General features: G+C 53.3%; 26 protein-coding genes, 1 riboswitch and 1 other annotated feature. Of the genes, 5 read left to right on the forward strand and 21 right to left on the reverse strand.

What is annotated here, in order from left to right; all coding sequences use genetic code 11:
* Window positions 1-73 precede the first annotated feature (73 nt).
* Together EVJ23_RS02150 and EVJ23_RS02155 are read right to left on the reverse strand one after the other, a co-directional pair.
* A complete protein-coding gene (locus EVJ23_RS02150) occupies window positions 74-784 on the reverse strand; it encodes a pseudouridine synthase (RefSeq protein ID WP_131463864.1) in 711 nt (236 codons plus the stop codon).
* Window positions 774-2,480 (reverse strand): putative polysaccharide biosynthesis protein, encoded by a 1,707-nt coding sequence (locus EVJ23_RS02155; RefSeq protein ID WP_131463866.1) that lies wholly within the window; start codon window positions 2,478-2,480, stop codon window positions 774-776. The genes EVJ23_RS02150 and EVJ23_RS02155 overlap by 11 nt, the downstream gene beginning before the upstream one ends.
* Window positions 2,481-2,620: 140 nt before the next feature.
* On the opposite strand from EVJ23_RS02155, the gene EVJ23_RS02160 reads away from it, so the two are divergent.
* Complete coding sequence (locus EVJ23_RS02160; RefSeq protein ID WP_131463868.1) at window positions 2,621-3,898, forward strand: BaiN/RdsA family NAD(P)/FAD-dependent oxidoreductase; 1,278 nt, start codon at window positions 2,621-2,623, stop codon at window positions 3,896-3,898.
* Between the two features lie 310 nt (window positions 3,899-4,208).
* Here EVJ23_RS02160 and EVJ23_RS02165 read toward each other — a convergent pair whose 3' ends face one another.
* The 5 genes from EVJ23_RS02165 to EVJ23_RS02185 all read right to left on the reverse strand — a co-directional run bounded on the left by EVJ23_RS02165 (window position 4,209) and on the right by EVJ23_RS02185 (window position 10,721).
* On the reverse strand, window positions 4,209-4,718 hold the full coding sequence (locus tag EVJ23_RS02165) for a pyrophosphohydrolase domain-containing protein (RefSeq protein WP_131441468.1): 510 nt from the start codon (window positions 4,716-4,718) through the stop codon (window positions 4,209-4,211).
* 14 nt (window positions 4,719-4,732) lie between these two features.
* Entirely contained in the window at window positions 4,733-5,824 is a 1,092-nt protein-coding gene (locus EVJ23_RS02170) for a hypothetical protein (RefSeq protein WP_131463870.1), read from the reverse strand.
* A 117-nt stretch (window positions 5,825-5,941) separates the two neighbouring features.
* Window positions 5,942-8,344, reverse strand: coding sequence for a leucine--tRNA ligase (leuS, locus tag EVJ23_RS02175; RefSeq protein WP_131463872.1), 2,403 nt, complete (start codon window positions 8,342-8,344; stop codon window positions 5,942-5,944).
* 42 nt (window positions 8,345-8,386) lie between these two features.
* Window positions 8,387-8,604 (reverse strand) — a binding site (T-box leader).
* Window positions 8,605-8,661: 57 nt separating this feature from the next.
* Window positions 8,662-9,408: a bacteriorhodopsin-like gene (locus EVJ23_RS02180; RefSeq protein WP_071397866.1), complete on the reverse strand. Its 747-nt coding sequence runs from the start codon at window positions 9,406-9,408 to the stop codon at window positions 8,662-8,664.
* A 131-nt stretch (window positions 9,409-9,539) separates the two neighbouring features.
* Entirely contained in the window at window positions 9,540-10,721 is a 1,182-nt protein-coding gene (locus EVJ23_RS02185) for an MDR family MFS transporter (protein ID WP_084812919.1), read from the reverse strand.
* Window positions 10,722-10,897: 176 nt separating this feature from the next.
* Between EVJ23_RS02185 and mnmL the strand changes: the two genes are divergently transcribed.
* Both mnmL and mnmM read left to right on the forward strand, forming a co-directional pair.
* The gene (mnmL, locus tag EVJ23_RS02190) at window positions 10,898-11,875 is read left to right on the forward strand and encodes a tRNA modification radical SAM protein MnmL/YtqA (protein ID WP_131463874.1); all 978 of its coding nucleotides are present in this window, start codon (window positions 10,898-10,900) and stop codon (window positions 11,873-11,875) included.
* The gene (gene mnmM, locus EVJ23_RS02195; protein WP_070329406.1) at window positions 11,829-12,398 is read left to right on the forward strand and encodes a tRNA 5-(aminomethyl)-2-thiouridylate-methyltransferase MnmM; all 570 of its coding nucleotides are present in this window, start codon (window positions 11,829-11,831) and stop codon (window positions 12,396-12,398) included. The genes mnmL and mnmM overlap by 47 nt, the downstream gene beginning before the upstream one ends.
* Window positions 12,399-12,429: 31 nt before the next feature.
* On the opposite strand, the gene EVJ23_RS02200 is transcribed toward mnmM, so the two are convergent.
* Window positions 12,430-13,146: an alpha/beta fold hydrolase gene (locus EVJ23_RS02200; protein WP_070329405.1), complete on the reverse strand. Its 717-nt coding sequence runs from the start codon at window positions 13,144-13,146 to the stop codon at window positions 12,430-12,432.
* 89 nt (window positions 13,147-13,235) lie between these two features.
* Window positions 13,236-13,706 (reverse strand): GNAT family N-acetyltransferase, encoded by a 471-nt coding sequence (locus tag EVJ23_RS02205; protein ID WP_071397869.1) that lies wholly within the window; start codon window positions 13,704-13,706, stop codon window positions 13,236-13,238.
* Between the two features lie 164 nt (window positions 13,707-13,870).
* Between EVJ23_RS02205 and EVJ23_RS02210 the strand changes: the two genes are divergently transcribed.
* A complete protein-coding gene (locus EVJ23_RS02210) occupies window positions 13,871-14,368 on the forward strand; it encodes a YtxH domain-containing protein (protein WP_131441460.1) in 498 nt (165 codons plus the stop codon).
* 40 nt (window positions 14,369-14,408) lie between these two features.
* Here the strand turns inward: EVJ23_RS02210 and metK are convergent, their stop codons facing one another.
* Window positions 14,409-15,617 (reverse strand): methionine adenosyltransferase, encoded by a 1,209-nt coding sequence (gene metK, locus EVJ23_RS02215; RefSeq protein WP_070329402.1) that lies wholly within the window; start codon window positions 15,615-15,617, stop codon window positions 14,409-14,411.
* Window positions 15,618-15,748: 131 nt separating this feature from the next.
* Window positions 15,749-15,868: riboswitch (SAM riboswitch) on the reverse strand.
* 318 nt (window positions 15,869-16,186) lie between these two features.
* Between metK and pckA the strand changes: the two genes are divergently transcribed.
* Window positions 16,187-17,758, forward strand: a complete 1,572-nt coding sequence (pckA, locus tag EVJ23_RS02220; protein WP_131463876.1) for a phosphoenolpyruvate carboxykinase (ATP) — start codon at window positions 16,187-16,189, stop codon at window positions 17,756-17,758.
* Between the two features lie 33 nt (window positions 17,759-17,791).
* On the opposite strand, the gene EVJ23_RS02225 is transcribed toward pckA, so the two are convergent.
* The 11 genes from EVJ23_RS02225 to EVJ23_RS02270 form a co-directional block, all read right to left on the reverse strand.
* Window positions 17,792-18,550 (reverse strand): alpha/beta hydrolase family protein, encoded by a 759-nt coding sequence (locus tag EVJ23_RS02225; RefSeq protein WP_131463878.1) that lies wholly within the window; start codon window positions 18,548-18,550, stop codon window positions 17,792-17,794.
* Entirely contained in the window at window positions 18,531-19,004 is a 474-nt protein-coding gene (ytkD, locus tag EVJ23_RS02230) for an RNA deprotection pyrophosphohydrolase (RefSeq protein ID WP_131463880.1), read from the reverse strand. Before ytkD ends, EVJ23_RS02225 begins: the two co-directional genes overlap by 20 nt.
* A 98-nt stretch (window positions 19,005-19,102) precedes the next feature.
* Entirely contained in the window at window positions 19,103-20,455 is a 1,353-nt protein-coding gene (locus EVJ23_RS02235) for a glucose-6-phosphate isomerase (protein ID WP_131463882.1), read from the reverse strand.
* 106 nt (window positions 20,456-20,561) lie between these two features.
* Window positions 20,562-21,725, reverse strand: a complete 1,164-nt coding sequence (locus EVJ23_RS02240) for an iron-containing alcohol dehydrogenase (RefSeq protein ID WP_131463884.1) — start codon at window positions 21,723-21,725, stop codon at window positions 20,562-20,564.
* A 68-nt stretch (window positions 21,726-21,793) separates the two neighbouring features.
* Window positions 21,794-22,792, reverse strand: coding sequence for a Gfo/Idh/MocA family protein (locus EVJ23_RS02245; RefSeq protein WP_131463885.1), 999 nt, complete (start codon window positions 22,790-22,792; stop codon window positions 21,794-21,796).
* 98 nt (window positions 22,793-22,890) lie between these two features.
* Window positions 22,891-23,283 (reverse strand): S1 domain-containing post-transcriptional regulator GSP13, encoded by a 393-nt coding sequence (yugI, locus tag EVJ23_RS02250; protein ID WP_016509788.1) that lies wholly within the window; start codon window positions 23,281-23,283, stop codon window positions 22,891-22,893.
* Window positions 23,284-23,502: 219 nt separating this feature from the next.
* Window positions 23,503-23,625: a hypothetical protein gene (locus EVJ23_RS15360; protein ID WP_255569834.1), complete on the reverse strand. Its 123-nt coding sequence runs from the start codon at window positions 23,623-23,625 to the stop codon at window positions 23,503-23,505.
* Between the two features lie 179 nt (window positions 23,626-23,804).
* Window positions 23,805-24,992, reverse strand: coding sequence for an aminotransferase (locus EVJ23_RS02255; RefSeq protein WP_070328780.1), 1,188 nt, complete (start codon window positions 24,990-24,992; stop codon window positions 23,805-23,807).
* The gene (locus EVJ23_RS02260) at window positions 24,989-25,483 is read right to left on the reverse strand and encodes an Lrp/AsnC family transcriptional regulator (protein WP_070328779.1); all 495 of its coding nucleotides are present in this window, start codon (window positions 25,481-25,483) and stop codon (window positions 24,989-24,991) included. Before EVJ23_RS02260 ends, EVJ23_RS02255 begins: the two co-directional genes overlap by 4 nt.
* Before the next feature lies 1 nt (window position 25,484).
* A complete protein-coding gene (locus EVJ23_RS02265; protein WP_131463887.1) occupies window positions 25,485-26,288 on the reverse strand; it encodes a glycosyltransferase family 2 protein in 804 nt (267 codons plus the stop codon).
* Complete coding sequence (locus tag EVJ23_RS02270) at window positions 26,285-26,533, reverse strand: NifU N-terminal domain-containing protein (RefSeq protein WP_070328777.1); 249 nt, start codon at window positions 26,531-26,533, stop codon at window positions 26,285-26,287. The genes EVJ23_RS02265 and EVJ23_RS02270 overlap by 4 nt, the downstream gene beginning before the upstream one ends.

Here is a 26,533-nt window from a genome sequence, read left to right on the forward strand (position 1 = left end):
GGGGCCTCTTTTTTTACATAAAAAATGAGACCGGATGCCTTTCCGACATCCGGTCTCACTTTTCACTCCTGATTCATGACAAAAACTGTTCGACTTCTGCTTCAGTCAGTTCACGGTATTCACCAGGCTGTAACGATTCATCGAGTTCGAGCGGTCCAATTTGGACACGTTCGAGCTGTTCGACGTGCTTACCGACCGCAGCGATCATCCGCTTGACCTGATGATACTTCCCTTCCGACAACGTCAGGCGAACGACCGATTTTTGGCCCGTCTGACTGAGCACTTCAAGACGCGCCGGTTTCGTCGTGTATCCGTCCTCGAGAGCGACTCCTTCCGCGAACGTGCGGATGTCCTCGACCGCAATCTCACCGTCGACTTCGGCGATATACACCTTGTCGACGTGTTTACGCGGTGACATGAGAGCGTGGTTGAACGCCCCATCGTTCGTGATGAGCAGCAGGCCCGTCGTATCTTTGTCGAGACGACCGACAGGAAACAGCTCGTAATGGGCGTAAGCCGGGTCGATCAATTCGATGACCGTCGACTCAACTTTGTCCTCGGTCGCACTGATGACACCAGCCGGCTTATTCATCATCAAGTAGACGAACGGACGGTACTCGACCGGCTCACCGAGCACGGTGACCGTCTCACTGTCCGTGTCGACGTGACGTTTCGCATCTTTCACAGGTTGGTCGTCGATTCGAACCGCTCCCTGTTTTAATAACAGTTTCACGTCTTTACGTGAACCATAGCCCATATTGGCTAACAACTTATCAATTCGCATTATTTTTCCTCCGATATTGGAATCGTTTTCCTAACAGTTTCCCGGCCAAGTGGCTTCTCCATCCGAGATAGCCATACACGACGAGCCCGATCCCGAAGCCGACGACGGTCGCAACGATGTCATTGCTCCAACTTGGTTGGTCATTCAGCGTGACGAACAACGACCCATACACCGCAACGAACATCGCCGCACCCATCGCAAACATGAGGATCGTGCGACGTAACAGTTGTTTATATGGAAACTGAAGTGCCCGCTGAATCTTCCACACCATGAGGATGATCGCCACGATGTATCCGGCAATCGTCGCATACCCGGCCCCGATGCCGCCGAGCGCGTATACGAACGGGACGTTCAAGACGACTTTCGTCAAGAGCCCCATCGCTGTCGCGAAAATCGTGAAGTATTGTTTATTGATCCCTTGCAAAATTGCCGCAGCGACCGAGTAATAGGCGAGGAAGAATGCACTCGGTGCGTAATGGAGCAAGTAGACCCACCCTTCCCGGTCACCCGGGAAGAGCGTCCCAAACAAAGGCTCTGAGAGCGCGACGAGTCCGATGACGGCTGGAATCGTCACGAAGAACGACACTTGGAAAATATGATTGACTTGGTTGCGGACTTTATCCATGTCCCCGTGCGTGAACGACCGAGTGACGAGCGGAATCGTCGCCATCGACACACTGGCCGCGATCGATACCGGAATCAAGACGATCTTATGGGCGTTACCGGTCAAGAAACCGAACGCCGATGTCGCCTCAGATACCGATTTCCCGGCGTTAAGGAGCGTGTTGACCATCGTCAACTGGTCGACGAACTGGTAGAGCGGTGTCGATAAACCGACCATGACGATCGGAATCGAATAGCTGAGCAATTCGAGCAAGAGCGATTTCATCGAACGGACCGGCGTCCCTTCTGGATTGTCGGTCTGTCGATGAATGTCTTTCCGTTTCCGCCAGTACATAGCGAGGACGACGATGCTTCCGATCGCACCGATGAAGGCGCTGAACGTCGCAATCGTCACGGCGAGGACTTTTAATCCGTTCAGCTCGGTCGTCTCGACCGCAGCCGTCCCGCCGAGCGTGTCAGCAAGCGGACGGATCAACTCTGAATCAGAGAACACGAACAAGACGAGCATCGTCCCGCTGAGCAAGAACATGATGCGTACGATCTGTTCGATGACTTGCGAGATGGCCGTAGGAGCCATATCTTGATGTCCCTGGAAATAACCACGGACCATGCTCATCGCCGGGATGAGCAAGAGCGCAAAACTGACGCTACGCGTCACGAGCGTCAATGAATCGATGTATTGTTGGTTATTATCCGAATTGCGGACCATGAGCTCCGATAACCATGGAGCGGCAAAAAAGAGCAATAAGAACGCGACGACACCGGTCACGAGCATCAGCTTCATCCCTTGCCGGAACAGCCGTTGACTCGTGCCGTATTCGCCGAGCGCGTTATACTTGGCGATGAACTTTGAGACGGCAACTGGGATCCCTGCCGTCGAGATGGCGATCATGAGCGCATAATACGTATATGCCGCTTGGTATAATGTAACACCGGCGATCCCGACCATCGCTTGGAACGGAAACGTGTACAGCAGTCCGAGCGCACGGGAAATCAAGTTCCCGGCTGATAAGAGCAGCGTTCCTTTGACGAAGGATTCTCGTCCTGAATCTTGTTTGACGCTTGATGACATGAGATACCTCCATCTATTCATACAACGTTTGAAATGTCCTTGTTTTACAAAACAACCGTTTCTCATTATACTCTTACTGTTGCGGATAATAAAGTTACGATAATTTTACTAGTTGGTTTGAAACAGAAACGAGGGATACTATGAGGAAAGATGTCATCGTCATCGGAGGTGGCCCAAGCGGCCTGATGGCGACCTACGCCGCCGCGAAAGCCGGAGCGAACACACTCTTGATCGATAAGGGCTCTAAGCTCGGACGCAAGCTCGCCATTTCAGGTGGCGGGCGTTGTAACGTCACGAACCGGAAACCGGTCGACGAGTTGATTCAGTTCATTCCTGGGAACGGCCGCTTTTTATATAGCGCCCTTGCCCAGTTCGATAACCAGTCCATCATCGATTTGTTCACGGGCTTTGGCATCCCGTTGAAAGAAGAAGACAACGGCCGAATGTTCCCAGTGACGGATAAAGCTCAGGACGTCGTCAACACGCTCCTCCGCGCCATCGATTCGCTCGGGGTCGAGATTCGGAAGAACGCGAAAGTGAAGACGCTCCATTTTAATGAAGCAAATGAGTTCGAAGCGGTCGAATTAGAGGACGGGGAACGAATCGAGGCCAAGGCTTGCGTCATCGCCGTCGGCGGTCAATCTGTCCCCCACACCGGCTCGACAGGCGACGGCTACCCGTGGGCCGAGAAAGCGGGGCACACGATCACAGAACTATTCCCGACCGAAGTGCCGATTCTCTTGAACGATTCGTTCATCGGGACGAAACAGTTGCAAGGACTGTCGCTTCGTGACGTCGCACTCACCGTGCACGGTAAAAAAGGCAAACCGATCAAGACGCACCGCGGCGATATGATCTTCACCCACTTCGGGATCTCGGGTCCGATCGCACTCAGATGCAGCCAGTATACGATCAAAGAACGCAAGCGCAGCAAAGAACGGATCGTCGCACTGTCACTCGACTTGTTCCCGGACATAGCGCGCGACGAGCTCGTTCAAGAGTTGTGGAATCAAGTGCAAGCCCAACCGAAACGTGCCGTCAAAAACGTCTGGAAAGGGTTCATCCCGGAGCGGATGCTCGACCTCCTCTTGGCTGAACTCGCTTTCGGCGAAGAAGACGCGAGCCAGTTGAAACGACAATCGGTCATCGATGTCGCGACGCGTCTCAAGACGTTCGAGCTGCACGCGACAGGTACGCTCGACTTCGACAAAGCGTTCGTCACGGGTGGCGGTGTCTCGGTCAAAGAAATCGCCCCGCAGACGATGATGTCAAAGAAAGCAGACGGTTTGTTCTTCGCCGGCGAGGTGCTCGATATTCATGGATACACGGGCGGCTATAACATTACGGCCGCTTTCACGACCGGCCACTGTGCCGGGTCACATGCGGCGGAATTCTCCACACTCGAGCCTACAACGTAAAGAGAGCGTGGACTAACAGGAGTGATATCGCTCGTCCTATCGGCGCCCACGCTTTCCGCAGGTAATCCCGGAGCCGCATCGCGACTAACGTCGCTGCTGGGTCTCCGGCGGATTGCTTTCCTGCAGGAGTCGGGGCGCCGTCTGACGAGCAACGTAAACGGTCGACATCGATCTACTGCGGACTCGACTTCAATTTTATGTTAGACAGAGCGCCTTAAGGCCATCGAACATAAAAAAAGATGAACCAGATCGCTGTTTACGATTTGGTTCATCAACAATCTGAGAGCGTGGTCCTAGTGACCACGCTCTCTTATTTTTCTGCCATTTGGCGACGGACCTCAGCCTCGAGCTCTGGCTCAGGTGGCATCCACCCTTCAGGCTTCATGACTTTATTGTCTGACGCGCGCAGGATCGGCAATCCGTCCGGGCCGAGTTTCGCCATGTTGGCACGCTGGACGATTTCAAACAGCGGCACCGGGTCGAGCCCGAGCTCGACGAAACTCCCCATCACGAAATAGAGTGCGTCCGTGAGCGCGTCCCCTTGACCGACGAGCCGGTCGACGTCGTTCGTCGGCGGCGCTTCTTGGAGCGATTTGTGCACGGCTTTCTCAAACCCTTGTTGGAACGTCGCGACGGCTTGCAAAAACTCGTCTTCCGTCCGGGCTGACTGGTGCAAAAATTCGACGACCGCTTCTTCTGCCGTCCAGACCGACCGTTTCACGGCCCGGTCAAGTTCGAGCGGGCTCGGCACGCTTGCTTCCGGGTGACCGAACGTTTCGTGAAACTGACGTACTTCTTCATAAAAATAACGTTTACTCATTTGATCCGCTCCTATCAGTCGACCGAGACGAACGCGTCAAGGTCGAACACGTCTGGTCGTACGATTGCAAAAATTTCATTGTCTTGCAGGAACATGCCGGTCGAACCGTAGACGCGGGGCGTCACCATTTGACCGTTCATCGTCCCTTCGCCTGGGTTGATCGTGTATAACACGAGTTCTTCCGAATCAAGGACGTAAATCCGTCCTTGCCGTTCGACAAGACCGACCCCACGGAACTTCTCAAACTTCTGTTGAATCGAGGCACTCATCCCTTCCGTCGTCAGCGGCTTGCGTGATTCAATCGTCCACTCCGTCAACGGTTCGACGTCTTCTGTTTCTTCCGTTCCTTCCGATTGAAGTGCCTCGTCTTCCGGAGAGACAGCATCCGTCTCGATCGTTTCTTCAGCCGATTGGGTCGGTTCATCCGTTGCTGGTTCGGCTTCCTCATCCGGTGTCGCTTCGGCTTCATCCGGCGTTTCCGCCTTCATAATCCGTTCTTGAACGTAGATGAGTTCGATATCCGGTGCCGCTGCCGTACGGTTCATGATGATGAGCCGTTCCGTCTCTTGGTCGTAACCGAGCCCGAACAGCCGATCGGTCGAAACAAGCCCGCCGATTGCTTTTCGTTCGCGCTCCATCCAACGTCCTTCTTCTCGCTCGATCGTCACGATGACACCGGTCGATGTGACGGCATAAATTTTATCTTCTGCAATCATACGCATCCCGATAAAGTCACCGAGCGGGAACGATTGATTCTCGGTCTCGAGCTTGAGCGAAGCGTTCACTCGATTCGCGTTTCCGCTCACTTCAAAGAAGTCGTTATCTTTCGTCAAGACCAAATAAGCCCCGATCGTGTCGCTATAGTAAACCTCGTCAATATTCTGTATTTGTTCGAGCGCATCGGTCGTATCGATGTCTTCTTCGTCTGGCGAGGCTTCAACCGGAGGCATCGACGTCGCTTGATGACTCGTTTGAATCTCAATCTTTTCAAATGTCGCAGCGATTTGGCTTTGAATGTCTTCGTCTGAAAAAACGAACACGTAACAAAGAATCACGCCGACCACGACCGCAAACAATGTCGTGTACAGTACGTAAGATCGTTTCATGGACGCTTAGTCCCCTTTATATTCAGTGTCGCCCTTTAGTGTAACAAAACCGCCTCAAAAAGAAAACGGCATCCCCAAAAAGAAAGGAACGTGTGACAATGTCACACATTCCTTAACTTATCCTACGACGATGTTGACGAGTTTACCTGGGACGACGATCACTTTACGGACCGTTTTTCCTTCAGTGAACTCTTGTACACGCTCGTTCGCGAGTGCCTCCGCCTCAAGTGCTTCTTTTGAAGCGTCGCGCGTCACGTGCATCTTCGCCCGGAGCTTACCGTTCACTTGGATGACGACCTCGATCGTATCGCTGACGAGTTTCGACTCGTCAAACGTCGGCCACGCCGCATACGTCAATTCTTCTGCCATCCCTAGACGCTCCCACAACTCTTCAGCCAAGTGTGGTGCGACCGGAGCGAGCATCTTGATGAAGTTGACCATCTCTTGCTTCGGTAACGTGTCTTGTTTGTAAGCTTCGTTGATGAAGACCATGAGTTGCGAGATCGCTGTATTGAAGCGAAGTGCCTCATAATCTTCCGTCACTTTTTTCACCGTCTGATGGTACGTGCGCTCAAAGTCGGCCGTCGCAGCGACGTCTTCGAGTTTCGCTTGTTCGAACAAACGCCAGACACGGTCGAGGAAGCGACGTGCCCCGTCAAGGCCGTTCGTCGACCACGCGATCGCCGCATCAAGCGGTCCCATGAACATCTCATAGAGACGAAGCGTGTCGGCACCGTGTGATTTGACGATATCGTCCGGGTTGACGACGTTGCCTTTTGATTTCGACATCTTCTCGTTGTTCTCACCGAGAATCATGCCTTGGTTGTAAAGCTTTTGGAACGGCTCGTTCGTCGGGACGATCCCGATGTCGTAGAGCACTTTGTGCCAGAAACGCGCGTAGAGCAAGTGCAGGACCGCGTGCTCCGTACCACCGACGTACAAGTCGACCGGGAGCCAGCGTTTCAACTTCTCAGGATCGGCGATCATGTCTTCGTTATGCGGATCGATGTAGCGGATGTAGTACCAGCAACTGCCGGCCCATTGCGGCATCGTGTTCGTCTCACGACGACCCTTCTCACCCGTCACCGGGTCTGTGTACGTCAACCACTCGTCTGCGTTCGCGAGTGGTGACTCGCCTGTGCCTGACGGCTTGATCTCATCGATGATCGGAAGTTCGAGCGGAAGCTCTTCGATCGATACCGTCTTGAGCGTCCCGTCTTCCATATGAACGATCGGGATCGGCTCGCCCCAATAGCGTTGACGGCTGAACAACCAGTCACGGAGACGATACGTCGTCTTCGCCCGGCCCGTGCCGGCAAGTTCGAGTTCTTCGATGATCTTGGCGATGGCATCGACTTTATTGAGACCGTCGAGCGCTCCTGAGTTCACATGTTCGCCGTCTTCCGTGTAAGCCGCCTCATCCAAGTTACCGCCTTTGACGACTTCACGGATTGGGAGGTCAAACGTCTTCGCGAACTCATAGTCTCGCTCATCGTGGCCCGGTACGGCCATGACCGCACCCGTGCCGTATGTCGACAAGACGTAGTCAGCGATCCAAATCGGAAGTTGTTCCCCGTTGACCGGGTTGACCGCATAAGCGCCCGTGAAGACACCCGTCTTCTCTTTGGCGAGGTCAGTCCGTTCAAGATCGGTCTTCTTCGAGACTTCTTCCGCGTACGCTTCGACCGCGACGAGTTGTTCCGGCGTCGCGATCGCTTTGACGAACGGGTGCTCCGGCGCGAGTGTGACGTACGTCGCTCCGTAAAGAGTATCAGGCCGCGTCGTGAACACGGTAACGACTTTATCGTGCCCGTCGACTTTAAAGTCGACTTCGGCGCCGACCGATTTTCCGATCCAGTTGCGTTGCATCTCTTTGACGCTCTCTGGCCAGTCGAGTGTTTCTAAATCATCAAGCAACCGCTCCGCGTAATGCGTGATGCGGAGCACCCACTGTTTCATCGGGACGCGGTAGACCGGATGGTTCCCACGTTCAGACAATCCGTCGATGACTTCCTCGTTAGCGAGTACCGTACCGAGGGCCGGACACCAGTTGACCGCCACTTCGTCGACGTAGGCGAGGCCACGCTCATAGAGCTGCGTGAAGATCCATTGCGTCCACTTGTAGTATTTCGGGTCGGTCGTGCTGATCTCACGGTCCCAGTCGTACGAGAAGCCGAGGTCTTTCAACTGACGGCGGAACGTCCCGATGTTACGCTCCGTGAACTCGCGCGGGTCGTTTCCTGTATCGAGGGCGTACTGTTCGGCCGGAAGACCGAACGCGTCCCAACCGATCGGGTGAAGGACGTTATAGCCTTGCATCCGTTTCATACGGGCGATGATATCTGTCGCCGTGTAACCTTCCGGGTGACCGACGTGAAGTCCGGCTCCTGACGGGTAAGGGAACATGTCGAGGACGTAGAAACATTCCTTGTCCGGGTCTTCCGTCGTCCGGAATGACTCTTTCTCTTCCCAACGTTTTTGCCATTTCGGCTCGATGTCTTGATGTTTAAAATAGCTCAAAATTATTCCTCCTCTGCATAATAAAAAGCCCTCCGCCCCGGTAAATGGGACGAAAGGCTTGAAAGCTCTCCGCGGTACCACCCATGTTGCATGTCTGCCACTTGAGACGCCGGTAACGAGGCGTAACTTCGGTTCACCCTACTTTTCGTTCAGGCGAACAGCTCCAAGGCGAGTTCTCGGGGTCCATATACCGGTTCACACCAACCACCGGCTCTCTACAATATCGACCTTACGATACTATTCCTTATCAACGCAATTTTTATCTCACTTCTTCATTCTAGCGCAAGATAAAAATCCACGTCAATGTGAACTTACAATCACGTTTTAATTTGTTTGAGCGTCGAGATCGTTTTCACTGCGAAGAAAGCGATCAATCCGAATCCGACCTTGTTGACCAAGTCGGCGACGTTGTAGATGAGCTCACGCACTAACTGAACCTCTACCCCGGTCGCGAACAGGGTGACCGCGTAACCGATCGGGTAAATCGCCCAACCGATCAAGATGAACAGGCGCATGTTGAGCAGCGCTTTCCGGATCGGGGCCGGCGACGATTCCGCCGCTTTCGTGACGTTCGTGAACAGCAAGTAGATGATATAGATCCAGGCCAAACAACCGACTAGATAGCCCCACAATCCAAGTTGCGTGAAGCCGCCGTTCAAGTTGATCGACGATTCACCGAGATATCCCGAAACGATCATAATAATGTCGGCGACGATCAATTTCGTCAGCAGTCCCGACTTCATCTTCCCTTTCAAACTGAGGAGCAACGGGAACTTCACGAGCAAGAGCGGTGTCGTCACGAGCCAATCGATATAACGAATCTCGGTCGGGAAACCTGTGATTTCAGACAACAGTCCCGTATCCCCGACGGCGTCCTTCATGAAATAGTAATGGATGGCAGCGACAAACGTGACCAAGGCAGCGACCGTGGCGACGGAACGATATTCCGGGTCGAGGCTGTTTCGTTCCACTAGAAAATAGAGCGTCGCGGCGGCCATTCCGACAAATCCGACCCAAAACATGTATTGGGTCGCGAGCACGAGTAAATTGACTTCTTCGTTCATGGTGTACATCCCCTCATCGGCTAGAAACAGGAAACGACGGAACGATTATGTGAAAGGATCCTTTACCTAGATTTTAAATGAGATTGCAACATCGCATGCGAATTGAATACGCGGTCGATGTGCAATTCGAATCAAGTTTGACGATTCAACGAACTGATTTTCATAAAGAAGAACAGCGCTGTGACAATGAGTAGAAGCAGCAATCCAAACACAGCGTTCATCCCGAGCAAATCGAACGTGAGTCCTGAGAGCGTCGGTCCAATCATCCGTCCGACCGACGCGGCGATGTTGACGAGTCCTTGGAACTGTCCGGCTTTACCTGGAGGTGCAAGTTTTGCGGCGATCGTCGGAACGGCCGGCCAGATGAACATCTCACCGATCGTCATGACGATCATCGCGACCATGAACATCGTAAATCCTCCCGCGAACGGGACGATGATGAAAGCAGCGAGGAAAATGACAGCACCGACGACGAGTTGGCGCTTCAAATCGTCTTCAAAGTAGCGCAGCGCCCGGTTAAGGAGCGGTTGGGCGAACACGATCAACGCCCCGTTGACCGTCCACAGCAATGAATATTGGCTGATCGTCACACCGAGGTCTTTCGAATGGACGGCGATCGTTCCTTGCCACTGGACGTAGACGAACCAGAGTGCGGCATAACCGATGGCGACAAACCACATCGATTTCATCGTCGCGCCAGAGAGCGTCGTCGCCGCGGCCTCGAGCTGAGACTGGACGATTGGACGACCCGGGTTTTTTAAGTAGCGCAGGCCGAACAACAGCACAACGACGAAAAGGACCGACAAGAAGAAGTTCGCATAGAAGATCCACTCGATGTTGATACGCGCGATCTGACCGCTCATCGCCGTCCCGAGGGCGACACCGACGTTTTGGGCGACGTAGATCGCGTTGAACGAGCGTCGACCGCCTTCAGGCCAGATCAAACCGGCAAACGCGTATACGGTCGGAAAGACGAGACCTCCCGAGAACCCGATCAAACCGAGCCAAGCCAAATACCCGAAGAACGTGGCATGGAACAATAAGAAGCCGAGCGAGCTCGCGAGCAACAGCCCGACCGAGATGACGAGCGTCCGCTTCCCGCCGATGCGGTCGAACAACGTCCCGCCGATATAGTTACCAGCGATCGCGAGCGCCGAGTTGACGAGCAGCGCAATACCTGCGAGCGTCATCGACTCGCCTAAATATCCATTAATATAGAGTGTGTTAAATGGCCATAAAAAAGACGCCGCCGTTGTGTTGAGCGCCATCGCAATGACTAGAATCCATACCGAAATCGGCATTTTATTGTTCATACCCGTTACTCCTTTCATTCCTTTAAACGATAAAAAATCCGGCACGACGGCCGAATCTGTGATGAGTCCTTCTCCAAGCTAACGGAACGCTACATAACTGTCAAGAAAAATTACTTATTATGAAGTAAAGCAAGCTCCACCTTGTGATAGCATGAGCAAGGAAGGAGAGGATAGCATTGAATAATCCGTTTGGCCAAGCTAGATTCCACAAATTAAATGAAGCGTATCGTCGCGAATTCGGCGAGAAAGTGTTCAAAGTCCCGCTCGATGGCGGCTTCACGTGTCCGAACCGCGACGGCCTCGTCTCAAAAGGCGGCTGCACGTTCTGTTCGGATGATGGCAGCGGCGATTTTGCCGGCAACGCCTGTGATCCGATCCCGGTCCAGTTCGCCGAGGGCACGGCCCGTCTGCATCGGAAATGGAAGCAGGCGTCGTATATCGCCTACTTCCAAGCGTTCAGCAACACGTACGCACCTGTAGAGCGCTTGCGCGAGCTGTTCGAACCGGCACTCGCAGAAGAAGGCGTCGTCGGCCTGTCGATCGCGACACGTCCCGACTGTCTGCCAGACGACGTCGTCGACTATCTCGCTGAGTTGAACGAGCGGACGTCACTCACGGTCGAACTCGGCCTGCAGACGATCCATGATTCAACCGCGAAAAAGATCAACCGGGGTCACGACTATAAGACGTTCCTCGATGGTCTCGCGAAACTGCGGAGCCGGAACATTTCCGTCTGTGTCCATATCATCAACGGGCTTCCCGGTGAAACGCCAGACATGATGCTCGACACGGCCCGAGAAGTTGCTAAAATGGATATACAAGGAATCAAGATCCATTTGCTCCACGTCTTAAAACAGACGCCGCTCGCCAGACAATACGAGTTGGGGCTGCTCGAACTCATGGACGAGACGACATACGTCTCGCTCGTCTGCGATCAGCTCGAGTACTTACCGCCTGAAATCGTGATTCATCGATTAACGGGCGACGGTCCACCCGACTTATTGATCGGACCGACGTGGAGCCGGCACAAAATGGCCGTCTTGAACGCTATCAACGCCGAGTTGAAACGTCGTGATTCCTTCCAAGGAAAAAAGAAGGATGAGATCTATGGGATTAATGAGAGTTTTACCGTTCGCGAAGCATCTATTAAGTGAACACGTTACAGACGGTGCCGTCGCCATCGATATGACGGCCGGCAACGGACACGATACATTGTTTTTAGCAGAACGAGTCGGAAGCGGCCACGTCTACGCGTTTGACGTCCAAGAGGCGGCAGTCAAGGCGACGACAGACCGCATCACCGCCGCCGATCTGCTTGATCGTGTCTCGGTCGTCCACGACAGCCACGACACGGTCAAGGCGGTCGTCGCGGATGAAACCCGCCCGATCACGGCGGCCGTCTTCAATCTCGGCTACTTGCCCGGGAGCGACAAGTCGATCACAACGACCGGCAACACGACGATCGACGCCCTCGAGCAATTGCTCGACGTGATGGCCGTCGGCGGTGTCATCGTCGTCGTCATCTACCATGGCCATGAGAGCGGGAAAGTCGAGCGGGACGAGGTGCTCACGTACGTCGAGTCACTCGACCAAAAACGAGCCGGCGTTCTCCGTTACGGTTTCGTCAACCAAATCAATCATCCGCCATTCATCGTGGCGATCGAAAAACGGGCATGAAAACAGGCGACTCACGCGAGTCGCCTGTTATTTATTCCCGAATCAATTCATAAAACGTTAACAGCGTCTCCGCGAACTTCGTGTTCAACCGTTCATAGCCAAAGTGCGGGAACCCTTCGAGTCGACGGATGTAGACTTGGTCGCCGCCGATTTTGCGGCAGACGTTCAACGTCAGCTTCACGTCGGCGAAACGATCGTCCGGCGCGTAGAAGCAAGCGAGCGGTAAGCGAGGTAAATGTTTCTTCTCCTCTTGATGCTCGACGATCTCTTCTTCGATTTCGCGGTACTGCGCGTATGTGATCTCGCCGAAACGAGATGACTCTTCCCCACCACCGGTGAACGTCATCATACTGAGCGGCAAATCGGGGCGGAACCGGTCGACCGCACTGGCGACGACTTGTTTGAGCCCGCCGATTTGGCGGGACGAATGCCAATCAAAGAGCGGGGAGATGTATGTCAAACTCCCGAGCGGCACGTCGTACTCTTGCAGGAGGCGGTTCGTCAAGAGCGCCCCGAGACTGAAGGCGATGACGTGAATCGGTAGTTTGGACTGACTCGCTTCCCGTAGCGTGTTCTTGATCAGCTGTTTATGGTCTTCTGCCGTTAGTCCGACCGTCTGTCCGGTCACGACGAGCACCTCATAGTCGACACTGAGTCGCTGCAAAAATGCTTCGCTGAGTCGGGACGTGAACTGCAACGGGTAAACGATCACGATGACCCCTTTTCGTGATTCTTCTTCATATGTCATGCTGTCACCTCATTATTAGTATGTCTCATCAATTCTAACAAAAAACATCAGCCGCTGACTGATGTTTGAAAGAAAATCCGTCTGGAGTCTTAGCGTGGGTCGTAACGCAAATGGATGAGCTCCATCGGTTGATCGTACACTTCTTCTTGAATTCGGTTCAGTTCGGTGAACGCTTGGTGGCTTAAGAACGCGATCGCCTGCTCGTTCGAACTCTCGACGTACAGCTCGATCGGCTGCGCTTTCCGCTCTTGGAGATGCGTCAGCAGTTCTGCCCCAAGTCCTTGGCGATGGTGAGCCGGATGAAGATAGAGACGAAGCACTTCCCACGTATCACCGCGGTCGATCGCATGGTAAAACCCGATGACGTCTCCTTCGGCCTCACCGACGATGAACAACTGTTCTTTCGCTTCTTCACTCGAACCGATGGCCCGGACGATCTCTTCTTGTTGATAGGCGCGCTCCATCACCTTAGACCGAACGTCATCTGTCACACTGATGGTCGCAAGTGCGATATCTCGAATCGTGGCGGCATCTTCTGGTACGGCTTCCCGCATCTTCATAACAGCTTCCCCCTTTTGGCCAATCTAGTACTATCATTCCCCATCACGTAAAAAATATCCTGCCCTTCTATTACTTTTTCGTGTCGAAATCAAGCAGAACGTTATTTTCTATTTTAACTAGGGTATATGAGTACCAATGCCAACTTACAAAGGAGTGCTTAGACATGGAACCAACATTACAAAACGATCCGCACGCAGCTAACGCTAACAACCCGAATCGCCAATTCGACCAAACCAACTCGGGTGGTCCTAGAATCAACGTCGTGACCGGAATGCTTCTCGGTGCGCTCGTCGGCGGTCTGATCGCCCTACTTAGCTCGTCGAACCGTGAGACGACGAAACAGTCACTCACGAATGCGAAGTCGTCTGTCGGCGGTCTCGTCGACACGATCAAAGAAGATCCGGCCGGTAAAGCGTCTCAAGTCATCGAGCAAGTGAAATCGGCTTCAGGTATGATTCAAGAAGTGTCGACCGATGTGCAAAACGTCTATGAAAAAGTTGTCGGTGAAGTCGACACGGTCAAACAAGACGTGAACAAAGTCGTCGAGACGGCCCAGGAAGCAAAATCAGATTTGCAAGATATTGGCGAGAAAGTCGTCGAGGCGAAAGATACGGCACTTGGCAACGAGAACGCAACAAACGAAAATAAACCACAAGCATAATAAAAAACGACCTTTCTCGCGAAAGGTCGTTTTTTATTGCTTATGCGAAACGTTTTGCGCCTTCTTCAAGCACTGCCGCTTTGTCCGTCTGCTCCCATGGGAGTTCAACGTCTGTGCGACCAAAGTGTCCGTAAGCTGCTGTCTGTCTGTAGATCGGGCGACGAAGGTCGAGCATCTTGATGATGCCGGCCGGACGAAGGTCGAAGTTCTCACGAATGAGTTCAACGAGTTCAGTCTCGCTCAATTTACCAGTGCCGAACGTGTCCACCGCGATTGAAACCGGGTGTGCGACACCGATCGCGTATGCAAGTTGAACTTCCGCTTTGTCAGCAAGTCCAGCTGCCACGAGGTTTTTCGCCACGTAGCGGGCCGCGTATGCTGCCGAACGGTCAACTTTGGTAGGATCTTTACCTGAGAACGCACCACCGCCGTGGCGAGCGTATCCACCGTATGTGTCGACGATGATTTTACGTCCTGTGAGACCTGCATCACCTTGTGGTCCACCGATGACGAAACGGCCAGTCGGGTTGATGAAGTATTTTGTCTCGGCGTCGATGAGTTCAGCCGGGATGACTGCTTCGATCACGTGTTCTTTAAGGTCCGCTTGGATCTGCTCGAGCGTGATGTCTTCTGCGTGTTGCGTCGAGATGACGATCGTATCGATACGGACCGGGTTGTTGTCTTGGTCGTATTCGACAGTTACTTGCGTCTTACCGTCTGGACGAAGGTAAGTGAGCGTTCCGTTTTTGCGGACTTCTGCCAAGCGACGTGACAATTTGTGAGCGAGTGAGATCGGGAGCGGCATGAGTTCAGGTGTCTCGTTCGTTGCATAACCGAACATGAGGCCTTGGTCACCGGCACCGATCGCATCGATTTCTTCGTCAGTCATTTGACCTTCACGAGCTTCGAGCGCTTGGTCGACACCGAGTGCGATGTCTGCCGACTGCTCGTCGATTGCTGTGAGTACAGCACAAGTCTCAGCGTCAAAACCATATTTGGCGCGCGTGTAGCCGATCTCACGAACAGTTTCACGTACAACTTTCGGGATATCCACGTAAGTCGATGTCGTGATTTCACCAGCTACGAGCACGAGACCTGTCGTGACAGACGTCTCAGCCGCAACGCGGGCGTTTGGATCTTCAGCCAAAATTGCATCCAAAATCGCATCTGAGATTTGGTCACAAATTTTATCCGGATGTCCTTCAGTGACGGACTCCGAAGTGAAAAGTCGACGGTTCAAGTTTGACATTTCGAAAAACCTCCTATTAATAAGGGTGATGTGTGGACGGTACTCGTTCCCCTTACGCGTTGCTTTGGGACGGTAATGAAAAAAACCTTTCGCCACGTTCAATGGGAAAGGTTGAATCGTTCTTCCTTACCCTCTTATCGTTCGAAGCTGTCGCTTCGCTTCAGGATAGCACCTTTTCCGAAAAAGACTACAGGATCGGACGGTTGCTGGGCTTCGTAGGGCCTTGTTCCCTCCACCGCTCAGAATAAGAGTATCCGTTACGAACACCATCATATAAATGCCATACCGTTCTGTCAAGCGTATCCGCTTAATTTGTAAATTTCTTCGTAATCACGGAAATCATTTATGTTTGTGAAATATCAAACATTTTTTTGACGGTTTCCGTTTTTTCACTCCCCGCTTATACAGAATATGTTAGAATGTCTTTGTAAGAAAGCGCTTACTTTAAAGGGTAAAGAAATGCTTGTTTTTGATTAGTGTGTCACATATAATAAAAAGTGTCATACTAATTAATCGCGGAAGTATGCGGATTTCATCCACATCTATTTAGGGGAAAGGTGGGATTCAGGATGGCGACTACGCTCCTGAAAATCGAAGAATTAATTAAGGGTGCCGATGTATTACGGAACTTAACGGTTCCAGAACTGGTGGAAGAAGCCATTCGTAACGGTGAAGGCGTACTGACGAAAGACGGGGCTTTATCGGTCAGTACAGGGAAATTCACAGGGCGGTCACCGAAAGACAAATTCGTCGTCCAAGATGAAGTCAGCAACTCGTTAGTGGACTGGGGTCCGGTCAATCAGCCGATCGCAGAAGACAAGTTCACCGCTCTTCTCGACAAAGTCCTCACTCATCTCGAGACGAAACAGAAGCTGTATTATCTCGAAGCTTCGGCTGGAGCTGACGAGCACTACACGCTACCTGTACGCGCCATCACCGAGTATGCGTGGCACAGCTTGTTCGCGAAACAGTTGTTCTTGCGAGAGTGGCCGACGAGAGCTGCGTTTGACCCATTCACGGTCATTTATGCACCGAGCTACAAGGCCGATCCAACAGTTGACGGGACGAACTCAGAAACGTTTATCCTCGTCTCGTTCGCCAAACGTACCATTCTGATCGGGGGAACAGAATACGGCGGCGAAATTAAAAAATCGATTTTCTCGGTCATGAACTTCCTATTACCTGAACAGCACGTCTTGTCGATGCATTGCTCGGCCAACGTCTCGGACGCCGGGGAGACGGCGCTCTTCTTCGGACTATCGGGCACGGGCAAGACGACGCTCTCGGCCGATACGGAACGTCATCTCATCGGTGACGATGAGCACGGTTGGTCGCCAGACGGCATCTTCAACATCGAAGGCGGTTGCTACGCCAAGACGATCAACTTGTCGCGTGAGAACGAGCCGCAAATTTATGACGCCATCCGTTTCGGCTCGTTGATTGAAAACGTCGTCTTGAACGAAGACCGCTCAGCCGACTACAAAAACATCTCGCTTACCGAGAACACGCGAGCAGCTTACCCGATTCAATTTATCGATAACGCGATGCTCCCTTCACGGGCCGGTCACCCGAACACGATCGTCTTCTTGACGGCCGATGCTTACGGGGTGCTCCCGCCGATCAGCAAGTTGACGAAAGAGCAGGCGATGTATCACTTCCTATCCGGCTACACGTCAAAACTAGCCGGCACGGAGCGCGGCGTGACTGAGCCACAAGCAACGTTCTCGACTTGCTTCGGCTCACCGTTCTTGCCGCTCGCCCCGGAACGGTACGCCGACATGCTCGGTAAGTTGATCGAGCAGCATAACGTCGACGTCTACCTCGTCAACACGGGTTGGACCGGCGGGGCTTACGGTGAAGGGTCACGTATGAAGCTCAGCTACACACGGGCCATGGTGAACGCCGCGATCAACGGTCAATTGCGTGCCGTCGACACTGTGAAGCACGACATCTTCAACGTCGACATCCCGGTCCATATCGATGGCGTCCCACAAGACGTGCTCAACCCACGTGACACTTGGAAAGATACGGCTCATTACGATGTCGAAGCGCGAGCGCTCGCCTTGAAGTTCCAACAAAACTTTAAACGATTCACGAAAGCGAGTGAGAAAGTCATCGCGGCCGGCCCAATCGTCTTTTAACTCAAAATGACTAGTACCCCGCTCGGGTACTAGTCATTTTTTTCTTGCAATCGCCAACATCCAATCCATCGCTCGGTCCGTCGTCTTCCATTTTTCCCAGAACGGGAGCTGATGGGCGAACGGCAAGATCCAAAGCTCTGCTTGCGAACCGATCTTGTCGGCGAGGGCGGTCGCATGACGAAGCCGGACTTGCTCGTCGTCCGTCCCATGAATGAGTAGCGTCGGCGCCTGCCAGTCTTTGAAGAGCGGAGACCGTTCGACATACGCCTCATGGACCGCCTCCGGGTCTCCCCCGGTCATCCGGCGCAACATCTTCCGCATCGAACGCTGTTCTTCATACGTCCACTCCAAATTCGTCACACCCGCCCACGACGTGACCGACGTGACGGGACGTTTTGATGCGAGCGACAACGCCATCATGCCGCCCCGGGAAAAGCCGAGGGCGTGGATCGTCTCGTGCGTCCGGCTAACGCGGTCATACAGAGACACGACGTCCTCTAAGTCGGCGCCTCCGAAATCCTCTTTCCCGGTCCCCCCGTGGTTTCCGCGATAGACCGGCGCCACGACATGGAACCCTTTCGCCGCGAATTGCATCAGCCGAGGCAACCGGACGTCACCGATCCTTCCGGTGCCGCCTCGTAAATAAAACAGGACCTGGCCGTTTGGGCGTTTTGGCGTGATCGTGTAGGCGACGACTTCTTCCCCGTCACTCGTCTCGTACCAACCTCGATGAACGGGGTATCCCGCATAAGGAGGCAGGACGTCGACTCGATCAAACCAACTTTTTGTCATGGAGTACTTTCATCGTCTCGGGCAACACTTTATCTTTCATCATGAAACTGTAGCGGCCGTTACGGAGCAGGTTCGTCGGTAACGTGTCCAACAAGACGGCCCCATCGGTCTCATCGACGGCCGGATGATCCTCGAACCGCTCGATCTCCGCAAAATAAATATTTTTGATGACGGTGTCACCACGCCCGAGCACCCGGTACTGCCCTAAATAATGGAGCGTCTTGACGATGCCTCCCGTCTCCTCGTACACTTCCCGAATCGCCGCGTCATCCTCGTGTTCTCCGGGTTCGACTTTCCCTCCCGGAAATTCGAGTCCGCGCTGCTTATGCTTCGTGAGCACCCATTTGTCCGCATAGCGGGCGACGACCCAGACGTGAAGCGGCGTATCCGAAAATGGATAGTGCTCGAAGCTCAACTCGACTTTATTGTGATAGTAGTCCGTGAATGTCAACATAGTCCATCCCTTTCTTTCCCGTGTCTACTCTCACTTTACCTTGTCTCACCCTAGTTTCAAACAAAAAAATAGGCCCGCCGAGGCGGACCTACAACAAATCATTGGTTTAAGCGCTTTTCAAGCTCAGCTTTTTGTTCTTCGTAACCTGGTTTTCCAAGCAACGCGAACATGTTCGCTTTATATGCTTCAACACCTGGCTGGTTGAACGGGTTGACTCCGAGAATGTAGCCGCTCATCGCGCACGCCTTCTCGAAGAAGTAGAACAAGTAGCCGAGATGATATGGCGTCATCTCTGGCAATTCGACGACGAGGTTCGGCACGTTTCCGTCCGTGTGGGCGAGGAGCGTTCCTTCCGTCGCCTTGTCGTTGACGAATTGGATCGTCTCACCGGCAAGGAAGTTCAAGCCGTCGAGGTCTTGTGCGTCTTCAGGGACGTTCAACGCGTGACGGACGTTCGTGACACGGATGACCGTCTCGAACAAGTCGCGGCGACCTTCTTGGATGTATTGTCCCATCGAGTGGAGGTCAGTCGAGAAGTCAACTGCCGCCGGGAAGATCCCTTTGTTGTCTTTGCCTTCCGACTCGCCGTAAAGCTGTTTCCACCACTCTGATACATAGTGAAGTGCCGGCTCGTAGTTGACGAGAAGTTCGATCGATTTACCTTTCGCATACATGGCGTTACGGACGACCGCGTACTGATACGCCTCGTTCTCTGAAAGTTCAGGTGAACTGTAGGCATTTTCCGCGTCACGCGCACCTTCCATGAGGGCATCGATATCGATGCCTGCCGCCGCGATTGGAAGCAAACCGACTGGTGTGAGGACAGAGAACCGTCCACCGACATCGTCCGGAATGACGAACGTCTCGTAACCTTCTGCATCAGCGAGCGTCTTCAAAGCGCCACGGGCACGGTCTGTCGTCGCATAAATGCGCTCGCGTGCGCCGTCTTGGCCGTACTTCTCTTCCATGAACTGCTTGAGGACACGGAAAGCAATTGCCGGCTCTGTCGTCGTTCCCGATTTCGAGATGACGTTGACTGAGACTTCTTTGCCTTCAAGTACTTGAAGCAACTCCGTCATGTACGTTGACGAGATGTTGTGGCCCGCGAAGAAGACTTGCGGGGCGTTACGCTCCTCTTTTGACAACACGTTGAAGAATGAATGTTGCAGCATCTCGATGGCTGCACGAGCGCCGAGATACGACCCACCGATTCCGACGACGACGAGGACGTCCGAGTTGTCACGGATTCGTTCAGCGGCCGCCTTGATGCGTGCGAACTCATCCGTATCAAAATTCGTTGGAAGGTCGACCCAGCCTAGAAAATCGCTGCCGGCACCGCTCCGGTCGTGGATGACCGAATGGAGTGCTTTCACCGTTTCTTGCATTTGATCGACTTCGTGTTCCCCGACGAAAGACAGGGCGTTAGAATAATCGAAACGTACTGTTGACATGGCATTTCCTCCTTTAAATCGCTCATCTAAGAGCCATACATGACCCATCATAAACGGAAACGACGGATTCGTTCAATCATTATTGCAAAATAGGCATCAAATCGCCTTATTTGCTCAATTCAAGAATCGCAGCCACGTCTTCGCGTTCGAGTGTACGGAAACGTCCGAACGCTCCACGCTTCATCGCTGAATCAAGGATCGCCTCAAACGTCGACTCGTCGATCTCATAGTCGCGGAGTGAACTTGGCGCACCAAGTTGGTCGAAGAAAGTACGAACCGCTGTGATCGTGCGTTTCGCTGTCTCGAGGTCAGTCGCACCCGGTTCGACGTTGAACACTTCTGTCCCGAGTCGTGCGAACCGTGCCGCGTTGTCTTCTTCAAGGACGTGCTCCATCCAGCGCGGGAAGAGGATGGCGAGACCGCCGGCGTGCGGGATGTCATGGACAGCCGAAACGGCGTGCTCGATGTTGTGCGACGCCCAGTCACCAGAAGCGCCCATCTGCAAGACCCCGTTCAAGGCGATCGTGCCTGCGAACAAGATGATGGCACGCAAGTCGACGTTCTCTAAGTCGTCGACGAGCTTCGGTGCCGACTCGACGACCGCTTTCAAGACGCCTTCGGTCATCCGCTCTTGGACCGGAGCGTGGTTCGGGTGGAAGTACTGCTCGAAACAATGGCTCATCATGTCGACGATGCCATAGATCGTTTGGTCTTTCGGCACCGACACGGTATAGCGCGGGTCTAGGATCGAGAACGTCGGATAGACGAGCGGGTGGCCCCAACCATATTTCTCTTGCGTCTCCCAGTTCGTGATGACCGAACCGGAGTTCATCTCAGAACCTGTCGCCGCGAGCGTGAGCACCGTCCCGAACGGTACCGCTTCAGTCGGGATATGGTCACGGAGGACGATGTCCCATGCGTCGCCGTCATACGGGATCGCTGCCGAGATCAATTTCGTGCAATCGATGACTGAACCGCCGCCGACCGCGAGCAAGGCGTCGATGCCTTCTTCGCGCGCTTTCGTGACCGCACGTCTCACCGTTTCAATCCGCGGGTTCGGTTCGACACCTGAGAAGTCGACGAACTCGATGTCCGCTTTATTTAATTCAGCAACGACTTCCTCATACGTCCCGTTCTTCTTGATGCTCCCGCCTCCATAGACGAGCATCACTTTCTTCGCGTCAAGCGCTTTGAGCTCGCCTGTGAGCTTCTCGATCTGATGCGTCCCGAAGATCAATTTCGTTGGGTTTTTGTATTCAAAGTTGTGCATAAGTCATCCTCCTTCAAAAATATGTAACACCTACACTATATACCCTGTTTTTCTGGATTGAAAAGTGATTAGCCCTGACTGTATATGCGGTCGATGATTTGATGAAGCAGGACCGCCTGTTCGGCCTGCTCGTATGACGGCTCATGCCGACACGCCTCAAGGAAGGAGCGAATCTGTGTCGCGTACGGGTCTTGTAACGTCAAATGAGCCGGCGTCTTGTCAAACAGAGCGCCATGTTCTTCCGTATGGATCGTGAGCGGGAACAACGACGCCCCGCCGGCTGTCCCTCTCAGTTCCACGTTCATCGTATCCTTCGGCCCGATGTTCGCCATGAAGCTCGCGTCTAAAAAGAGTGAGGCCCCGTTCTCGAACGTGACCATCGCCCGGGCCGTGTCTTCAACCGAGAAGTTGTCGGCGTCCCAGTCGCCCATCAGACCGACACCAGGACGCGTCCCAAGATACTGTCCGACGTGACCGACCACGTCGACCGGTTTCGGATAATCCATCAAATAGAGGGCGAGGTCGAGCATATGGACGCCGATATCAAGCAGCGCCCCGCCTCCTTGAAGTTCTTTGTCCGTGAACACGCCCCAACCCGGGATGCCACGGCGCCTTAGGGCGAGCGCGGTCGCCGCATAGATGTGACCGAGTTCATTTGAGTCAATCAAACGTTTCAGCAGTTGCGTGTCCGTCCGATGCCGGAAATGGAAGCCGTAATGGAGCGTCCGGCCGGCCCGCTTGGCCGCTTGTAGCATCTCGTCCGCCTCACGCTCCGAGATGGCCGGCGGTTTCTCGCAAAGGACGTGACAACCGGCATCGAGCGCCTGGATGACATGGTCTTTATGCAGGGCGTTCGGTGTGCAGACGCTGACCGCATCAAGCTGCTCGTTTGCGAGCATGTCCGCTACCGTGTCATAAACCCGTTCGATCCCGAACTGACGGGCAACCGCCTCCCCGCGCTCCCGTGTCCGGTTCATGACCGCGACGACGTCCGCCCCGGCCGCGATGTAATGCGGGATGTGTGCGTTTGTGGCGATACCGCCCGTCCCGATGATTCCAATTTTCATGTAAATCTACTCCTTTCTCTATCTCTTTCGGGAACATCTGTTCAATTTCCTGTACAAAAAAAAAGGCGACCTATTTGGAATAGGCCGCCTTTCATCACTTACTTTTTGAAGTTCGTGTTTTTGATCCAGTCTTCGAGCTTGTCCTTAAGGACTGTGAAGCCTGGCGCTTCTTCTTGCTTGAAGTTTGAAGCTTCGTTGCGGCGTGGTGCGCCACGACGAGCTGGCTTAGCCGACTTCTCGCGTTTTGGTGCTTCTTGTGTCGCTTTCATTGAAAGCTTGATTTTCTTAGATGCTTCATCAACATCAAGAATTTTCACTTCAACTTCTTGGCCGACTTGAACGTACTCGTTCACGTCTTTCACGTAGTCGTGTGAGATTTCAGAGATGTGGACAAGACCTTGTGTCTCGTCGTCGAGTGCGACGAACGCACCGAAAGGTTGAATTCCTGTTACTTTACCTTTTAAAACTTGATCTTTTTCGTATTTTGCCATTACAAACACTCCTATGCTAAATTCATCAACTTACTATAACATACTTTTTTCGATAAAGTGTAGAAAATAGTAAAAAAGATTATTTAGGATTATTTTGACGTTTCAAAGTCGCACCTCAGGGTAAATACAAATCAAGCAAGACTTCAAGTATTCCCCCCTGATTCCGCTAGGCTAACGCCTAGCCCTTTTTTTGTTTTAAGATGTCGCAAACGTCCGCTGCTAGCTGATTTCATAGACATCCCCACTAGCCATCTCGTCCAAACTCATCGCGAATCGACCGACCGATATCCCCAAGTCCGTCGCGGTCGGTTCGTACGAATGTTCAAGGTTCGGGTGCTTCACTCATTTACCTTCTAATCCGCCCTCAATCTCGACCCCATAATCTATATTCACACGCCACTTTCGTATATCTTCCCATTTTATGTTACATCGTTCAACCCATTTTAGAATAATCGGTCGATATTCGGTCGTGGGCGAGGCGCGATCACCATTCACCTTATCGCTAAAACGTCAACAGACCCTCATCGCTGAGAGTCTGTCGTTGACGTTGCCAGTTCAAACTGTTTCATGAACCGATCGATACGGCGGATCGCTTCTTGAAGCTGCTCGATCGACGTCGCATAACTCGCACGGACAAAGCCTTCCCCGCTCGCTCCGAACGCATTGCCCGGAACGACCGCCACTCGCTCTTCAAGCAGCAACCGTTCGGCGAACTCCTCGCTCGAAAGCCCAGTATGGCGGATGGACGGGAATGCATAGAACGCACCACCCGGGACGTGGGTCGGGAGACCTGCGTCGTTTAACGCCTGGATAAAATAGTTACGACGCTGGCGATAACTCTTCACCATCTTCGGGACGTGTTGGTCGCGGCTGCGCAACGCCTCAAGCCCTCCAAATTGGACGAGCGTCGGCGCACACATCATGCCGTACTGATGCACTTTAAGCATTTCCCGAGTCACGACTTCCGGGGCGCACGTGAAGCCGAGGCGCCATCCGGTCATCGCGAACGCTTTTGAAAAACCGTTGACGACGATCGTCCGCTCGCGCATGTCGTGGAGCGTCGCAAAGCTCGTGAACGGGGCATCGTAAGACAGCTCCGCGTAAATCTCATCGCTCACAACCCACAAATCGTGTTTCGTAGCGAGTTCCGCGATTTCGGCGAGTTCGTCGCCCGTCATCGTCGCGCCGGTCGGGTTCGACGGGAAGCAGAGCAAAATCGCTTTTGTCCGTTCCGTGATCGCTGCTGCGACGTCTTCCCGATTCAAGCGAAACCCGGACTCCGGACGACAAGCGACCGGGACGACGGTCCCACCGGCTAATTCAATGAGCGGCCCGTAGGAGACGAAAGCTGGCTCGACGACGAGAACCTCGTCACCTGGGTTCAATAAAGCACGGAAGGCGATATCGAGCGCCTGAGACGCCCCTGTCGTGACGATCAATTCGGTCGCCGGGTCATACGTGACGTCAAAACGGTCGGTCATGTAACGAGCAATCGCTTCACGCAGCTCGAGCAGACCCGCGTTGGCACTATAAGCCGTATAGCCTTGCTCGAGTGCCGCGTAGCTCGCTTCGCGGACGTTCCATGGCGTGATGAAGTCCGGCTCTCCCACCCCAAGAGAGACGACATTTTCCATCGTCTGTGCCAAATCGAAGAAACGGCGAATGCCAGACGGCTTCATCGAGACGACTTGATTCGATAGCGACTTCATGGCGTGATGTTCAACCGTTTGTCTTCGACTTGTGGGGTGAACAAAATACCGTCATGCTTGTACGTCTTCAACTTGAAGTGAGTCGTCGTCGACACGACCGAGTCAAGCGGTGACAGTTTGTCCGAGACGAACGACGCCACGTCTTGGAGCGAACTCGCCCGGATGACGACTTGCAGGTCGTACGCGCCCGACATCAAATAGAGAGCCGTCACTTCCGGGAAGCGGTAAATCCGCTCCGCGACCTCGTCAAACCCGCGACCTCGCTTCGGTGTGACTTTGACGTCGATGAACGCCGTGACATCGTGACGGTTAATCTTCTGCCAGTTGATCATCGCCCGGAAACCGAGCAAGATGCCGTCCGCTTTGAACTTCTCGAGCATCGCTTCGACGGTCGCCTCATCGGTCGCGAGCAAGTCCGCGAGCAACTTCGTCTCGAGGTATCCTTTTTCTTCAAGCAATTCCAAAAGTTCTAACTCTTTTGTTGTGTACATATTAGTTGTCTCCTTCCGTTCTACCGGGAAACGTCCCTGCGAACGACCTTTCTGTCTGTCTCACGTAGTCCCGCCGTTCAGACTGGACGATATGAAAATTCTTCATCTCCATATTCACCAAGCCGTGTTTTTGACAAAACCGCTCAAAATAGCGTCGACGCGCCTCATCTTGTTTCGCCGATAAGTTGTCGGTTCCGTTAAAAGCGTAGAGCACCGTCGCCCGGGCTGGATGAACGACCGTCCCGTGCTCGATTACACGTAAGATAAAGTCCCAGTCCCAATAGTTATAAACCGTCTCATCGAACATGCCAATGACGTCGTGAAGCCGCTTGCGGTAAAGCGTGCCGGACGGAATGAACGTCGAGTCTTGCCGAATCCGGTCCAAGTCGAGCTCGTAGGCGAACGCCTCCCACTCCGTGACGACCCGCCGCCCGTCTTGCCATGTGAACCGAAACAGTTCCGCATCGGTGAAGACGAGGTCTGCCGTCGTCAAATCATCGAGCGCTCGTTCGATATGGGTCGGCATTAGTAAATCATCGTCATCTAATAAGAGAATATACTCGCCTCTTGCCTCCATCACGCCTCGGTTTCGCGCTTTGACGTGATGATTTTCTTCAAGCTCGATCAACCGAACCGACAATCGATTCAAAAAAGGCGCCAAAAGATGTTGCTTTGGCGGCCCATCATTATTTACTACAAGCACTTCGAACTGTTGAAACGTCTGTACCGTCAAACTTTCGAGCAGTTCCGTCAGTTCCGCCTCGCGCGCGTAGGCCGGAATGACGATCGAAACGAGCGGGTTCATCCGCGGTAAGCAGTTTCGACGTGCGGTAAGATTGCTTCCCAGCTGACGCCGTTCTCTTTTGATACTGTGACAAAATCGCCGTAAGCGAAGACGCTCTCGACACCTTCGATCGTGACGAGTTTCGCGAGAAGCGGTTGCTCTGTTGATTCGCCGGCTTTCACGCTTTGGCTCTTAGCTCCGAAGACGTTTTCAGGAAGTGTGATTTTCATTGCATTTGGATTAGGTGTTGGATCGATTCGTAACAT

The organism is Exiguobacterium sp. SH1S1 (genome assembly GCF_004337245.1).
GTDB classification, from domain to species: Bacteria; Bacillota; Bacilli; order Exiguobacteriales; family Exiguobacteriaceae; genus Exiguobacterium; species Exiguobacterium aurantiacum_A.

Excerpts from the sequence above, each read along its gene's own strand:
- EVJ23_RS02155 (WP_131463866.1), bottom strand. The coding sequence starts at position 2,480 with ATGTCATCAAGCGTCAAACAAGATTCAGGACGAGAATCCTTCGTCAAA.
- EVJ23_RS02240 (WP_131463884.1), bottom strand. The coding sequence starts at position 21,725 with ATGCACAACTTTGAATACAAAAACCCAACGAAATTGATCTTCGGGACG.
- yugI (WP_016509788.1), bottom strand. The coding sequence starts at position 23,283 with ATGGCAAAATACGAAAAAGATCAAGTTTTAAAAGGTAAAGTAACAGGA.
- EVJ23_RS02245 (WP_131463885.1), bottom strand. The coding sequence starts at position 22,792 with ATGAAAATTGGAATCATCGGGACGGGCGGTATCGCCACAAACGCACAC.
- EVJ23_RS02255 (WP_070328780.1), bottom strand. The coding sequence starts at position 24,992 with ATGAAGTCGCTATCGAATCAAGTCGTCTCGATGAAGCCGTCTGGCATT.
- EVJ23_RS02150 (WP_131463864.1), bottom strand. The coding sequence starts at position 784 with ATGCGAATTGATAAGTTGTTAGCCAATATGGGCTATGGTTCACGTAAA.
- EVJ23_RS02225 (WP_131463878.1), bottom strand. The coding sequence starts at position 18,550 with ATGACAAAAAGTTGGTTTGATCGAGTCGACGTCCTGCCTCCTTATGCG.
- mnmM (WP_070329406.1), top strand. The coding sequence starts at position 11,829 with ATGGGATTAATGAGAGTTTTACCGTTCGCGAAGCATCTATTAAGTGAA.
- metK (WP_070329402.1), bottom strand. The coding sequence starts at position 15,617 with ATGTCAAACTTGAACCGTCGACTTTTCACTTCGGAGTCCGTCACTGAA.
- EVJ23_RS02200 (WP_070329405.1), bottom strand. The coding sequence starts at position 13,146 with ATGACATATGAAGAAGAATCACGAAAAGGGGTCATCGTGATCGTTTAC.
- EVJ23_RS02210 (WP_131441460.1), top strand. The coding sequence starts at position 13,871 with ATGGAACCAACATTACAAAACGATCCGCACGCAGCTAACGCTAACAAC.
- ytkD (WP_131463880.1), bottom strand. The coding sequence starts at position 19,004 with ATGTTGACATTCACGGACTACTATCACAATAAAGTCGAGTTGAGCTTC.
- pckA (WP_131463876.1), top strand. The coding sequence starts at position 16,187 with ATGGCGACTACGCTCCTGAAAATCGAAGAATTAATTAAGGGTGCCGAT.
- EVJ23_RS02265 (WP_131463887.1), bottom strand. The coding sequence starts at position 26,288 with ATGAACCCGCTCGTTTCGATCGTCATTCCGGCCTACGCGCGCGAGGCG.
- EVJ23_RS02180 (WP_071397866.1), bottom strand. The coding sequence starts at position 9,408 with ATGAACGAAGAAGTCAATTTACTCGTGCTCGCGACCCAATACATGTTT.
- EVJ23_RS02235 (WP_131463882.1), bottom strand. The coding sequence starts at position 20,455 with ATGTCAACAGTACGTTTCGATTATTCTAACGCCCTGTCTTTCGTCGGG.
- EVJ23_RS02170 (WP_131463870.1), bottom strand. The coding sequence starts at position 5,824 with ATGAAACGATCTTACGTACTGTACACGACATTGTTTGCGGTCGTGGTC.
- EVJ23_RS02205 (WP_071397869.1), bottom strand. The coding sequence starts at position 13,706 with ATGAAGATGCGGGAAGCCGTACCAGAAGATGCCGCCACGATTCGAGAT.
- EVJ23_RS02165 (WP_131441468.1), bottom strand. The coding sequence starts at position 4,718 with ATGAGTAAACGTTATTTTTATGAAGAAGTACGTCAGTTTCACGAAACG.
- EVJ23_RS02260 (WP_070328779.1), bottom strand. The coding sequence starts at position 25,483 with ATGTACACAACAAAAGAGTTAGAACTTTTGGAATTGCTTGAAGAAAAA.
- EVJ23_RS02160 (WP_131463868.1), top strand. The coding sequence starts at position 2,621 with ATGAGGAAAGATGTCATCGTCATCGGAGGTGGCCCAAGCGGCCTGATG.
- EVJ23_RS02185 (WP_084812919.1), bottom strand. The coding sequence starts at position 10,721 with ATGAACAATAAAATGCCGATTTCGGTATGGATTCTAGTCATTGCGATG.
- EVJ23_RS02270 (WP_070328777.1), bottom strand. The coding sequence starts at position 26,533 with ATGTTACGAATCGATCCAACACCTAATCCAAATGCAATGAAAATCACA.